Annotated in this window: 12 protein-coding genes; 6 read left to right on the top strand and 6 right to left on the bottom strand. The window is 67.1% G+C overall.

The window, feature by feature from the left end:
* Positions 1-280 precede the first annotated feature (280 nt).
* Positions 281-745, top strand: coding sequence for a pyridoxamine 5'-phosphate oxidase family protein (locus tag QRT08_RS12150; protein ID WP_286046223.1), 465 nt, complete (start codon positions 281-283; stop codon positions 743-745).
* Between the two features lie 46 nt (positions 746-791).
* Here the strand turns inward: QRT08_RS12150 and QRT08_RS12145 are convergent, their stop codons facing one another.
* Both QRT08_RS12145 and QRT08_RS12140 read right to left on the bottom strand, forming a co-directional pair.
* A complete protein-coding gene (locus tag QRT08_RS12145; protein WP_286046222.1) occupies positions 792-1,193 on the bottom strand; it encodes a hypothetical protein in 402 nt (133 codons plus the stop codon).
* A complete protein-coding gene (locus QRT08_RS12140; RefSeq protein ID WP_286046221.1) occupies positions 1,190-1,876 on the bottom strand; it encodes a hypothetical protein in 687 nt (228 codons plus the stop codon). The genes QRT08_RS12145 and QRT08_RS12140 overlap by 4 nt, the downstream gene beginning before the upstream one ends.
* Positions 1,877-2,102: 226 nt before the next feature.
* On the opposite strand from QRT08_RS12140, the gene QRT08_RS12135 reads away from it, so the two are divergent.
* Complete coding sequence (locus QRT08_RS12135) at positions 2,103-3,026, top strand: isoaspartyl peptidase/L-asparaginase (protein ID WP_286046220.1); 924 nt, start codon at positions 2,103-2,105, stop codon at positions 3,024-3,026.
* 339 nt (positions 3,027-3,365) lie between these two features.
* Positions 3,366-4,262, top strand: coding sequence for a type II methionyl aminopeptidase (gene map / locus QRT08_RS12130; RefSeq protein WP_286046219.1), 897 nt, complete (start codon positions 3,366-3,368; stop codon positions 4,260-4,262).
* An 83-nt stretch (positions 4,263-4,345) separates the two neighbouring features.
* Here map and QRT08_RS12125 read toward each other — a convergent pair whose 3' ends face one another.
* Positions 4,346-4,546, bottom strand: a complete 201-nt coding sequence (locus QRT08_RS12125; protein ID WP_286046218.1) for a DUF7835 family putative zinc beta-ribbon protein — start codon at positions 4,544-4,546, stop codon at positions 4,346-4,348.
* A gap of 162 nt (positions 4,547-4,708) precedes the next feature.
* On the opposite strand from QRT08_RS12125, the gene QRT08_RS12120 reads away from it, so the two are divergent.
* The 3 genes from QRT08_RS12120 (at position 4,709) to QRT08_RS12110 (ending at position 7,160) form a co-directional block, all read left to right on the top strand.
* Positions 4,709-5,248 carry an HIT family protein gene (locus QRT08_RS12120; RefSeq protein ID WP_286046217.1) on the top strand — a complete coding sequence of 180 codons (540 nt, stop codon included), beginning with the start codon at positions 4,709-4,711 and terminating at the stop codon, positions 5,246-5,248.
* A gap of 39 nt (positions 5,249-5,287) precedes the next feature.
* A complete protein-coding gene (locus QRT08_RS12115) occupies positions 5,288-6,211 on the top strand; it encodes a cation diffusion facilitator family transporter (protein WP_286046216.1) in 924 nt (307 codons plus the stop codon).
* Between the two features lie 73 nt (positions 6,212-6,284).
* Positions 6,285-7,160: a mechanosensitive ion channel family protein gene (locus QRT08_RS12110; RefSeq protein ID WP_286046215.1), complete on the top strand. Its 876-nt coding sequence runs from the start codon at positions 6,285-6,287 to the stop codon at positions 7,158-7,160.
* On the opposite strand, the gene QRT08_RS12105 is transcribed toward QRT08_RS12110, so the two are convergent.
* From QRT08_RS12105 to QRT08_RS12095, 3 genes are all read right to left on the bottom strand, one after another.
* Positions 7,157-8,401, bottom strand: coding sequence for a tRNA (N(6)-L-threonylcarbamoyladenosine(37)-C(2))-methylthiotransferase (locus tag QRT08_RS12105; protein WP_286046214.1), 1,245 nt, complete (start codon positions 8,399-8,401; stop codon positions 7,157-7,159). The two genes, QRT08_RS12110 and QRT08_RS12105, sit on opposite strands and share 4 nt — an antisense overlap.
* A 156-nt stretch (positions 8,402-8,557) precedes the next feature.
* Positions 8,558-9,892 (bottom strand): Trk system potassium transporter TrkA, encoded by a 1,335-nt coding sequence (gene trkA, locus QRT08_RS12100; protein WP_286046213.1) that lies wholly within the window; start codon positions 9,890-9,892, stop codon positions 8,558-8,560.
* Between the two features lie 316 nt (positions 9,893-10,208).
* A complete protein-coding gene (locus QRT08_RS12095; protein WP_286046212.1) occupies positions 10,209-12,497 on the bottom strand; it encodes an amino acid permease in 2,289 nt (762 codons plus the stop codon).
* Between the last annotated feature and the right edge of the window lie 13 nt (positions 12,498-12,510).

The following is a 12,510-nucleotide window of genomic DNA, read 5'->3' as shown; positions in this document are numbered from 1 at the left end:
CGGGGACGGTCAGGTGGTCGCCGTCGAATTCGATGGCCTGACCCTCGTCGGGGACGTCGACTCGCTCGTAGCTCATATCGTCTAGTCGGTCGGCGAACGACGGTAAAAGACCTGCTATTCCGTGTTCGAACACCCTCCGTGCGTCAGCCGGTCACAGGGGTCGAGAAGGCGGTTCCGTCGGCGAGATACGGGAGGAAGACGGGGTATTAATACGCGGCGGCGGTTCCCACGGGCTGCCAATCGACGGCAGCCTCAACCCCTCCGGCGTCGACGGTTCCGTATGGGTCTCGAAGAGCTCGAAGCGTACGGGATGGCCCGGATGGACGAGACGGGGATCCGCCAGTTCCTGTCGAACCAGCGGGTCGGGGTGCTCGGACTCCCGACGGACGGGACGCCGTATCTGGTGCCGTTGTCGTTCGGGTTCGACGGGGACTCGCACCTCTACTTCACCTACGTCGGCTCGGAGAGCCGGAAGAAACGGCTGAGCGATCGAGCGGAGACCGCCAGTTTCCTCGTCTACAGCGCCGATACCCCGTTCAACTGGGAGAGCGTCCTCCTCACGGGTACGATCGAGCGCGTTTCGGACGACGAGACGGAGGGCCTCGCGGACGTTCTGGACACGGCGTGGCGGCCGGATCTGTTCGAACGGGCCGAAAACGGGGTGAAAAACGGGGTCTATCGGTTCGTCGTCGACGATCGGATCGGCATCAAACACACGGGGCTCCCGCCGGCGTTCGAACGCTGAAAAGTCCGCTCGGCGGCCGTCGAGGCCACCAGCCCACCGATTCGAGTTATCGCATCCGCTCGATCGACACCGTCGCGTCGTAGTCCATCGAGATCCACTGGCCCTCGCCGCCGGCGGGATCGTAAACGACGACGTCGTGTCCGCCGAACGGGCCCACCACGGTCCCGTCGTCGCCCATCGTCGATTCGAGGTCGCAGTCGAGGTCGAAACCCGCATCCCCGCCCTCGTCGCTCCCGTCCAGCCCCCGATCCGACGGGGAGCGCGAGTCGTCGGCCCCGTCGCGTTCGGAGTCGAGGGACGACTCGAGCCGCAGGAGGAACTCCAGCGCCTCCTGGTAGTTCGCCTTCGCGCTCGGGGGGAGCGCCTCGTATTCGGCGTCGGCGTGGCCTTCGAGAAGCGCCTTCGCCTCGGCGATCGCGTCGTCGAACGTCCGGTCGCTCGCGCTCATCGGTCGGCCTCCTGTGCGCCGAGGATCTCGCGATAGTAGTCGGCCATCACGCCCGCGGCCTCCTTCCAGTGGCGCTCGGTGTGCATGTCGTGGAGTTCGAGGCCCACGAGATAGCGGGCCGTGAGGTGGCCGTAGCCCGACCGGCCGTACTTGGGCTTCTCCTCGTAGTCGCCGATCGCCGCCGCGATCTCGTGGCGCTGGGCGGCCATCGTCGGCGTCCAGTAGTCCCCGCCAGTCTTGTGGTTTCGCCACGCCTCGGTCGTCTTGGGGGCGTATTCGTCGTCCATGCCGACGATCTCGGCACGACGGGAAAGCGCCTCCTCGACGGGGCTCCAGTCGGCGTCGTCGAGCGCGGGATCGACGTCGGCGCCGTCGATGTGATCCTGCTCGACGTCGTCCTTCGCCCAGAAGGCGTCGGTGAGCGCTCTCGCGGCCTCGCGTGCCTCCTCGTCCGTGAGGTGGGCGAACTGGTGGCGGTCGACGTGGTAGAACGCCTCGACGGCGGCCTCGTACTCGCGTCGGTCGTGGTAGATGAACCCGAGGCAGGTCCGTTCGGCCATGAACCGGGCGAGTTCGCGTTCGTCGGCCTCTCCGAAGGCGTCGGCGTCGATGTCGTACCCTTCGGCGTCGGTGGGCGTTCCGAACTGTGCGGCGAGCGTGGGATTGAGGGTTTGAGTGTTCATCGGTGGGCTCCGAGTACACCCATAGCTGGTCCAGGGAGACATATATAATTCAGCTAACATGTGCGTTACCGGCCCCGCTTACCCGCCGGTAACCACCAGACTGCGTCGACCCGAGAACCCCCTTCGATCTTCTAACTCATCATGTATGTTCAGATATCATATGTTTTCTGGTTTCGACCAGCGGGGGGATGGGTAGCGTTAAGCCGGTCGGATATGACCGCGGGATATGAACGTGATCGTCCACGGCGGTGCCGGGAGCACACCGGAGGAACCCGAGGCGAGAGGGGCGGTTCTCGACGAGGCCGCGCGAACGGGGACGAACTCGGCGACGCCGGTCGACGCGGTCTGTGCGGCGATCCGGGTTCTGGAGGCCTCCCCGAGGTTCAACGCCGGGGTCGGCGGCGCGGTCCAGAGCGATGGGATCGGCAGGACCGATGCCGGGATCATGACCGATCGCCGGGAGGCGGGCGCGGCCTGCTCGATGCCCGGCGTGACCCACGCGGTCGAGGTGGCTCGAAAAGTAATGGAGGAGACGCCCCACGTCCTGCTCTCGGGCGTCCACGCCGTCGACTTCGCCGCCGACTACGGGATCGGCGTCGAGGAATCGCTCTGGTCCTCGCGCACGCGCGAGCGGTGGGACGAATCGGAACCGCCCGAGGGTGGGCCGCGCGAGCAGCTCGCGTGGATCGAGGACCGGTTCGGCGAGACCGACGACTCTGAAGGCAATGAACTAGATCACGACACCGCTGAGCAAAGCTCAGCGAGCAGTGACCCGTGGGATCACGACACGGTGGGGGCGGTCGCCAGCGACGGCGACGGGGTGGCGGCGGCGACCTCCACCGGCGGGCGCTGGCTCGCGCTGGCCGGGCGCGTGGGGGACGTCCCCCAGATCGGAAGCGGGTTCTACTGTACCCCCGCGGGCGGCGCGAGCGCCACGGGCGCGGGCGAGGACATCGCCCGCGTGACCCTCTCGAGGCTCGCCGTCTCTCACCTGGAGGACGGGGCGACCCCACAGGAGGCGGCCGACCGCGCCATCGCCGAGTTCGAAGAGGTAACCGACTCGACGGCGGGGGTCATCGTCTGCGATCGGGGGGGCGAGACGGGCAGCGCCTACAACAGCGAGCTCATGCAAACGAAAGCCCTCGGCTGACCCTGGCGGGTCAGTCTCGCCCTTTTCATTTCCCTAAGAAAGGCCGCTTCGCGGCCTTTCTGGGCTGAGCGGTGGCTCCGCCACCGCGAGGTCCGCGGGAACCGCGTTCCCGCGGTCTCCCGAAAACCGGCGGTTTTCGGAGACCGCCAGGCACCGCCGAGTCGCGGCGCGCGGTTACGCGCCGCTTTCGGGGACGCCAGCCCTTCCCCGCCCCGCTTACGGGATCGCCGGAGGTGGCGATCCCGCTCGCGCCGGCCACCGCACCGCCAACCGCCACAACAACAGCGGCCTCGAAACGCGCAACGCAAGGGCTTTGGATCGCTCGTCCGAAGCGCGTCCATGACCAGCAGCCGCATCGAACTGGGAAGCGAGGCACACGAGAACCACCGCGAGGCGGGCGAGATCCTCGCGCAGGTCCGCGAGGAGGCCGCCGACCGGGTGGAGGTCGGCGCGAGCCACCTCGACGTGGCGGAGTACGCCGAGGACCGCATCCGCGAACTCGGCGGCGAACCCGCCTTTCCCGTGAACATCTCGATCGACGAGGAGGCCGCCCACGCGACCCCGAGCGCCGACGACGACTCGACGTTCGGCGAGGAGATGATCAACCTCGACATCGGCGTCCACGTCGACGGCTGGCTGGCCGACACCGCGATCACCGTCGACCTCTCGGGCACCGCGGACCTCGCCGAGGCCCCCGAGGAGGCCCTGGAGGCCGCGATCGACCTCGTCGAACCGGGCGTCGAGACCGGCGACCTCGGGGGGACGATCGAGGAGGTCATCGAGGGCTACGGCTTCAACCCCGTCGTGAACCTCTCCGGACACGGCCTGGGCCACTGGGACCAGCACACCGAACCGAGCATTCCCAACAGAGCCGTCTCCCAGAGCACGACCCTCGAAGTCGGTGACGTGGTCGCGATCGAGCCGTTCGCCACCGACGGCAGCGGCAAGGTCACCGAGGGCACCGACGAGGAGATCTTCGCGCTCGAACGCGAGGGATCGGTGCGCGACCGGGGGGCACGCGAGGCCTTAGAGCAGATCACCGAGGAGTTCCGGACGCTGCCCTTCGCCGCCCGGTGGCTCGACACCGCCCGGCCGAACATGGCGCTTCGCCGCCTGAAGACCCAGGGTCTCGTCCACGGCTACCCGGTCCTGAAGGAGGACGACGGACGTCTGGTGAGCCAGAAGGAGCACACCGTCATCGTCACCGAGGACGGCTGTGAGGTGACCACTCGCTGAGCGTCGGTGGACACCGTGGCCGAACGGAGGGCGTGGAGAACGTCACCGGTCGCGGGCGACGAGCGAGGCGACGGTACGACCCCTTACGCGTTGTTCATCCGTTGGCTCCGGCGCTCGCCACAGCCGAAACAGCGGGTGAGGCGGTACGGCTCGCGCGAGTAGTGGGCGGTCTCGGGGTTCGTTCCTTCCGTTCGGATCTCGAGCGAGACGGCGTGCTCGGTCTCTCGACCACAGATCGCACACCACTCGTTCATCGTCTGGGGGGACCGTTCTTTGGCGGCCATTACGTCCTTACTAGCGCTAATCATAAAAAAATCTATCTTTTTTAGATAAGTAATAATATATGTATGGCGGGGCGTGGGCGCCGGTCGACGTTCCCGTAAACGGCCGCCGGAGGGGGTGAGCGACGGCCGATAGTATAAGGGCGTGCTCGCCAACGCGGAAGCATGGAGCAGGTATTCGCCCCGTGGCGGATCGAGTGGGTCGAACGCGACGAGAAGAACCCCGAGGTCGACTGCGTGTTCTGTGCGTTCGAGGCCGAGGACGCCGACCGGGAGAACCGCGTCGTCGCCCGCAGCGACCACGCGTTCGCCCTCCTGAACAACTACCCCTACAACCCGGGTCACGTCATGGTGATCCCGAAGCGCCACACCGGCGAGTACGCGGCCCTCCCCGAGGACGAACTGCTCGATCACGCCCGGCTGAAACAGCGGACCCTGCGTGCGATCGAGGCGGCGTTCGCGCCCGACGGGGTCAACGCGGGCTACAACTTCGGCCGCGGCGCGGGCGGGTCGATCGAGGACCACCTCCACGCCCACGTCGTCCCGCGCTGGGAGGGCGATACGAACTTCATGCCGGTGATCGGCGACACGAAGGTGATCGTCGAGGCGCTCGAGGAGACGTACGACCGGCTCCACGGGGCCTTCGGGGAACTGGAGGGCGCCCACGAAAGCGACGAGAGCGGGCGGGCGATCCGGTTCGGGTAGCCCGAAGGCCATTTACCCGCCCGTCGTGAATCTCCCGGTGTGAACCGGGCCTCGGCGGTGCGCAGGGTCGGCTTCCTGGTCCTCGGAGCGAACCTGGGGCTCGTCGTCGCGAAGGCCGTCGTCTGGTTTCAAACGGGGAGCCTCGCGGTCGGGTCCGAGGCGGTCAACAGCCTCACGGACGTGATCTACAGCTTCGTCATCCTCGCGGGGCTCTACCTGACGACCCAGCCGCCGGATACGGACCACCCCCACGGCCACGAGCGCATCGAACCGCTCGTCTCGCTGTTCATCGCCATCGCCATCTTCGCCGCGGGCGGCGTGATCCTCTGGCAGGCCGCCCGCGCGCTGTACTCCGGGCAGGTCGCCGTCACGACCGGCCCCGCCGCGGTCGTCGTCCTCCTGGGGGCCGGCGTCGTGAAACTCGGCCTCTATCGGTACTGCCTTCGCGCCGGCAACGACTACAACTCGCCCGCGCTCGTCGCAACCGGCCTCGACAGCAGAAACGACGTCCTGACGGTCGGCGCCGCGCTCGTCGGCGTCGTCGGTGCCCGCGCGGGCTATCCCGTCCTCGATCCACTGGCCGCCGTGATCGTCTCGATCGGGATCTTCTACACCGGGTGGGAGGTCCTGCGGGACAACGTCGACTACCTCATCGGCCGCGCGCCGCCCGAGGACCTCCACGCCGAGATCGTCCGCCGGACCATCGCCCATCCCGACGTCGAGGGCGTCCACGACGTGGTCGCCCACTACGTCGGCCCCGAGATCGACGTCTCGCTGCACATCGAGGTCGAGGGCGAGCGCACCCTCCTGGAGGCCCACGAGATCGAGACGGAGATCGTTCGAGCGGTGCGCGACCTCCCCGAGATCGACGACGTGTTCGTCCACATCGACCCGAAGGAACTCGGCGAGTGGAAGGAGGACGAGGCGGCCGACCGGCTACTGGAGTTCGACGGCGACGGCTGACCGCCCGCCGAATCGACCGTTGGAGCGGCGTGCCGGGCGAAGGTTTGAGGGGGAGCGATCCCTTCGGGGATGCGTGATCGTCCCCCGTCTCACGGAGCTGCTTTCGACGTACGCGACGCTCGTCGACAACGTCGCGACGTTCCTCCTCACGTTCGCGCTGGTGTACGCCCTCGGTCGGTTCGCGGTCGAACCCGCTGCGGGCTACCTGATGGAGCTTCGGAACACGGAGCCGACGCTCCGACGGGGGCTCCAGCAGGTGCTCGCGGTCTCCGTGGTCGTCGCGAGCGTCGTCGCCGGGCTGTGGGTCGCCGGACTGGGCCACCTGCTGGATCGCTCGGCGATCGTCGTCGCGGCGCTGACGGTCGCGCTCGGCTTCGCCGCCCAGGACGTCGTCGGCAACGTCGTCAGCGGCGTCTTCATCGTCACCGACCCGAAGTTCAACATCGGCGACTGGATCCGCTGGGAGGGCGGCGAGGGGACCATCGAGGACATCAGCTTCCGCGCGACGCGCGTGCGGACGTTCGACAACGAGGTCGTCACCGTCCCGAACGCCGCGCTCACGACGACGGCCGTCGTCAACCCCGTGTTGAACGACCGCCTCCGGATCGAACTCCCGCTCGAACTCGGCCACGGCGACGACCTCGATGCCGCCGTCTCGGTGCTCGTGAGCGCCGCCGAGGACCACCCGGAGGTGCTCGATATGCCGGAGCCGTCGGTCAGGGTCACGGGAATCGACGGCGGGGTCGGACTGTCGGCCCGGGTCTGGATCGCCGACCCGACGCGTGCGGCGTTCGCCAGGGTGCGTTCGGAGTACGCCCGCGAGATCGCGGCACGCCTCCGGGAGGCCGAGATCGACCTGAGCGGTGCGGCGGCGACCGAACTCGACGGGGAGGTCGGCGTCGAACTCCGCGGTGGCGGTCCGTACGATCGCGACTCGGACGAGCGCTAAACGGGCGTCCCGAACGCGTACATCGTCTCGTTGGCGGTGATCTCTACCTCCAAAAAGTCGCCCGGTTCGACTCCGTGCTCCGAGGCGTTCCGGACGATCACCTGCCGGTAGGCCGAGTCCCGGCACTTCACCGAGTCGCCGGTGCCGGGTTCGACACAGAGCACCTCTCGACGGTCGCCGACCATTCCCTCGTAGACCTCGCCGACGATCTCTCGCTTGAGCTCGCTCATCGCTTTTGACCGATTCTTCTTGATCTGCCCGCCGAGGCCCTTCATCTCGGCGGCGTCGGTCTTCGGGCGCTTCGAGAAGCGGGTGACGTTGACCTTCTCGGGGCGAACGGTTCGAAGCAGGTCCATGCTCAGTTCGTGGTCGGCCTCGGTCTCGGTGGGGAAGCCGACGATGAAATCAGTTGAAAGCGTCCAGTAGTCGAGTTCGCGGTCGAAGGTCTCGACGACCTCCCGGAATTTGCCTACTCGATGCTGACGGCGCATCTCCTCGAGGACGTCGTCGCTTCCCGACTGGACCGGCGCGTGTATGAAGTCGTAGAGCTTCCCGTTCGCGGCGAACACCTCCACTAGCTCCTCGTGGATCCCGTGGATGCCCCCCGGATTGGCCATGCCCAGTCGCACCCGAAAGTCGCCCTCGATCGCACAGATCCGGGAGAGCAGTTCGGGGAGCTTTCTTTCCCCCGTATCCCACCCGTAGACGCCGGTGTCCTGACCCGTAACCCGGATCTCCTTCGCGCCGGCATGCACCAGCGCGCGGGCCTTCTCGACGTTCTCCTCGACGCTCGGGGACTCGACCCGCCCGGTGGCGTGCTTGGTGATGCAGTACGAGCAGTTCGACATGCAGCCCCGGGCGATCGGGAGGATGCCGACGACGCCATCGAGAACGGGCTCGACGCCGGGGCCGGGCGTGGGACACTCGCCGTTCAGGGCGGCCTGTGGCACCTCGTCCCAGTGCAGCACGCGGGCGTCGATGTCGGCGAACTCCTCGCCCTGGGCCAGCGCCATACAGCCCGTGACGATCAGATCGGCGGTCTCCTCCTCCAGTTCCCGCGCCCGCCGCAGCATGTTCGTCTCGGTCTTCTCGACCACCGTACAGGTGTTGAGGATGGCGACATCGGCAGTTTCGGGACCCTTCGCCCGGTAGTGCCCGGCGTCGCGCAGCGCGGACTCGATCGCGCGGCTCTCGCCGCGGTTCGAGGTGCAGCCGTAGGTCTCGATGTGGTACCGGGCCATACCCGAGAGAGCGCCTCGGGGAGGAAAAGCGCGACGGTCGGGCGGGCTGGCACCGATACCCGTGAGAGACGGCGGTTTCTGCGCTCTATCGGCGTTCGAGCCGATAATCAACGGAATCGAGAGGGGCGTTCTCGAGAACGGTACACGACCCCGGGATCAGATCTTCTCGGCCACCTCGGAGACCACCTCGCTATCGACGAACGCGATCACTCGGTCCCCGGTCTGGATGATGGTCCCCCCACGCGGCGTTCGAAGCGTTCCCCCTCGAATGACCGCCCCGATCACGAACCCCGACGGCAGGTGATGGGCGACGTCAGCGAGGGAATCCCCGGCCAGAATGCTCTCGGTGTCGACGACGATCTCGAGCACCTCGGCGCTGTCGTGTTCGAGGACGCTGACTCCCTCGGCGCGGCGCCGGTAGACCCTCTCGAGGATCTCCCCCGCGATGATGTCCTCGGGGTGGACCACCAGATCGAGGCCGCTCTCCTCGAACAGATCGAGGACCCGCGAGTCGTCGACGATCGCGGCCGTCCGGGCGGTTCCGAGCTCCCGGGCCAGTTGCGCTAGCAGGTAGTTCGTGTCGTCGTCGACCGCACCGACCACGAAATCGACGTCCGCGAGTCGCTCCTTTCCGAACTCCTCGACGTCCGTCGCGTCGACCTCGAGGACCGTCGACTCCCGGAGTCGATCCCTGAGCCACGTGACTCGCTCCGGATCCCGCTCCACGACCCGGGTACTCAGGTCGCGCTCCTCGAACAGCCGGGCGATCTGATAGCCCAACGGGTCACCGCCGACGACCATGATCTCGTCGTCCGGTTCCGGCGCCGGGCGATCGGAGACGTCGGCCGCGAACCTGGAGACGGCCGACTGACTCCCGATGACGACGAGGTCGTCGCCCGGCTCGATGACAGTCTCACCGTCGGGAATGAGGACGTCGTCCCCGCGGACGATGGCGGCGAAGGTCAACGACGGATAGCTGTCGGCCTCCGCGACGGTCCGGTTCGTGACCGGCGTGTCCTCGCCCACCCGGAACTCGGCGACCTCCGCCTGGCCGTCGGCGAACATCCCGACGTCCCGAGCGCCCGGCAACGTGATGGTTCGGACGAGCGCTCGAGCGGCGAGCAGATCGATGTCCAGCATCGTATCGACGCCGAACCCGCTCTCCGAGGACTGCCAGGCCCGGAACAGTCCGACGTCCTTGACCCTGGCGATCGTGTGCGGGTCCCCGACACGCTCTGCGGCGTTGCAGACCATCACGTTGGTCGCGTCGTTGTCGGTGCTCGCGATGACGACGTCCGCCCGTTCGAGCCCCGCCTCCCGGAGCGCCGTCAGCGATCGACCGTCGTCGACGACCCCCGTCGCGTCCAGATGCGCGGTCAGTTCGCCGACCCGCTCCGCATCGCGGTCGATGATCGTGAGATCGTGGGACTCGGAGAGGTCACGAGCGACGTTCGACCCCACGTCTCCCGCTCCGATGATCAGGATCTGCATCTCACACCCTCCTACAGTTCCGCCACCCATATAGGTTACTGGGTGAAAAATTAACGCGGATTATATTTTTGATAGGAAAATATAATCCGGATATTTTCAGGATTCAGTATAGAGAGGGTTAGACACCGGGGGATCGCCCGGAAAACGCCGTTCGAACGGCTACGAGTCGCTACGGGGGCGCGGGCCGCGACTGCCCGGACGATCAATGTTCGGTTCGCGCAGTACGCGGACGCCTTCACGTCCTACGCGTGATCGTAGGGGCGAATCGCCGGGGTGCGACGAGCGACCCGCTCCACGACGAACTCCCGGTGGGTCCTCAGTCGTCCGAGTCGCTACCCGAGCCGAACAGGCGCTCGCGGATCGAGCGCTTCGAGGGGCGTTCGGCGAGCAACACGGAACACTCGACCTCGTCGACCACGTCGAAGACGAGCGACCCCCGGACGAGCCGCGAGAGCAGGCCGCGCTCGGTCGCCCCGATGATCACGAGGTCGCGTTCGGCCGCGGCACGGCCGATCGCCCCCTCGACGTCGCCCGAGTCGTCGATCAGGATCTCCGCGCCCGAGAGGTCATGGCCGGCCGCCCAGTCTCGGAGGAACGCCTCGCCCTCCGCGCGCTCCTCGGGACCGTCGACGACGTACAACAGCGCGATCGCCGAGCCGACCCCATCGCGAAGCGTCCGGGCGACCTCGGCGCTCAGGTCCGAGTCCGGTCCCCCGGCGGTCGGCACGAGCACCCGATCGACGCCGAGGTCCCTGTCTTTGAGGACGAGGAAGTCACACGGCAGGTCGTAGGCGAGTTCGTCGAACGCGCTCTCGGCGCGGCCGGCGGCCCACGGGCGGTCCTCGCTCCAGCCCATCACGACGGTGTCCGCCTCGGTCCGTCGAGCGGCGTCGAACACCTCCTCGAACGACTCGTGGGAGACGATCGTCGTGGTCTCGACGGGCGCGCCGAACGTCTCCGCGTCCTCGCGGGCGGCGTCGAGGAGTTTGCTCGACTCGGCGTCGATCCGATCGACGTGTTTCGACCCCTGCTGGAGCGGGGTCTGGTCGGGAACCTGGACGACGTGGACGGCGTGGACGACGCCGTCGTTCGCCTTCGCGAGCGTGCTCGCGAGCGAGATCAAATTGCTCTCGGTCCGTGGGTTCGCGAGCGGGACCATCACCCGGTAGTCCGCGGCCTCTGGCTGGACCGTCTCGGCCGCCGAGACCGCGGCGTCGGGCAGTTCATCCGCCCGCGAGAGGATGTACTGGCCGAGGAGCCCCTGCTGTTCGGTTTCGGCCCGAGCATAGATGAAGAACCACGCGATCGCGCCGACGACGAAGAGCGCCGAGAGTGCGATCTCGACGGGAGCCATGAAGCCGATCAGCGCGAGCGAGAGTATCGCCCCGGCGATCGGCGTGATCGGATAGAGTGGCACGGTGAAGTCGGGATCGTACTCGGGGATATCGGCCCGACGAAACACGATCAATGCGACGTTCATCAGCGCATAGACGATGAGGTGGAGGACGCTCGCTGCTTTCGCGAGGATTTCGAGGTCGTTGCCGAGCCCAGCAATGAGAACGACGATGATCGCACCGGTGACGAGGATCGACCGATAGGGAGTGGCGAACTTCGTGTGGATCTCGTTCAGGGCGTCGCTAATCAGTTTATCGCGTCCCATCGCGAAATTGATCCGGGCCGACGCGAGGATCGAGGCGTTCGCCGAGGAGGCCGTCGCGAGCAGTGCGCCGAGTGTCATCATCGACGCGACTCCAGCGACGATGACGGCCGGAAGGCCGACATCGGCGAAGGCGACGTCCGCGGCCTGTGCGACCGGCGTTTCGAGGCTGAGATCGGGCCACGGAACGACTCCGACCATCACCGTCACGAGCACCGCGTAGATCACGGTGACGAGCGCGACGCTGCCGATAACCGCGATCGGGAGGTTTCGTCCGGGGTTTTTGAGCTCCTCGGCGACGGTAGCGATCTTCGCATAGCCCAGAAACGAGACGAACACGAGCGCGGTCGCAGGCAGGATCGCATCTGATCCGAACGGTGCCAGCCCGCCATCACCGACGAGCGTCGCGTAATCGAAGGTGAGGAAGCCACCGATCGAGAAAACCGCGAGGATTCCCAGCAGAATCAAGACGATAACGCTCTGGACACCACCCGTCTCCTTCGCGCCGATGTAGTTGATGCCGACGAACGTCACCCCTGCGAGTAGCGCGCCGAGCTGGACATCGGACAGGAAGAGCACGCTCGGTAGCGGGACGAACGTGGTGAGGTAGCCGCCGAAGCCGATGCAGTAGAAGGCGCTCGCGAACGCGAGGCCCATCCAGTCGCCCATGCCGGCGATCGATCCGAACACGGGACCGAGCGCACGATTGATCCAGTAGTACGCGCCGCCGGCCTTCGGCATCGCGGTGCCGAGTTCGGCGACAGAGAAGGCGTTGACCAGTGCGACCATTCCACCGACGACGAACGAAACAACGACTATGGGTCCGGCCTCTTGGGCGGCGACGCCGGGCAGGACGAAGATGCCCGCGCCGATCATCGTCCCGATACCGATCGTCAGTGCGGACAACAGTCCGAGATCCTTCGCGAGCTCCTGATCACTAGTGGTCATTGTATCGTTGGTA

The sequence above is a fragment of the Halalkalicoccus sp. NIPERK01 genome, assembly GCF_030287405.1.
GTDB lineage: Archaea > Halobacteriota > Halobacteria > Halobacteriales > Halalkalicoccaceae > Halalkalicoccus.
Note: the sequence above shows the minus strand (reverse complement) of the source record. Positions and strands in the feature narration are given on the sequence as shown.

Coding starts and splice junctions, on each gene's coding strand:
- QRT08_RS12150 (WP_286046223.1), top strand. CDS start 281: ATGGGTCTCGAAGAGCTCGAAGCGTACGGGATGGCCCGGATGGACGAG.
- QRT08_RS12145 (WP_286046222.1), bottom strand. CDS start 1,193: ATGAGCGCGAGCGACCGGACGTTCGACGACGCGATCGCCGAGGCGAAG.
- QRT08_RS12140 (WP_286046221.1), bottom strand. CDS start 1,876: ATGAACACTCAAACCCTCAATCCCACGCTCGCCGCACAGTTCGGAACG.
- QRT08_RS12135 (WP_286046220.1), top strand. CDS start 2,103: ATGAACGTGATCGTCCACGGCGGTGCCGGGAGCACACCGGAGGAACCC.
- map (WP_286046219.1), top strand. CDS start 3,366: ATGACCAGCAGCCGCATCGAACTGGGAAGCGAGGCACACGAGAACCAC.
- QRT08_RS12125 (WP_286046218.1), bottom strand. CDS start 4,546: ATGGCCGCCAAAGAACGGTCCCCCCAGACGATGAACGAGTGGTGTGCG.
- QRT08_RS12120 (WP_286046217.1), top strand. CDS start 4,709: ATGGAGCAGGTATTCGCCCCGTGGCGGATCGAGTGGGTCGAACGCGAC.
- QRT08_RS12105 (WP_286046214.1), bottom strand. CDS start 8,401: ATGGCCCGGTACCACATCGAGACCTACGGCTGCACCTCGAACCGCGGC.
- trkA (WP_286046213.1), bottom strand. CDS start 9,892: ATGCAGATCCTGATCATCGGAGCGGGAGACGTGGGGTCGAACGTCGCT.
- QRT08_RS12095 (WP_286046212.1), bottom strand. CDS start 12,497: ATGACCACTAGTGATCAGGAGCTCGCGAAGGATCTCGGACTGTTGTCC.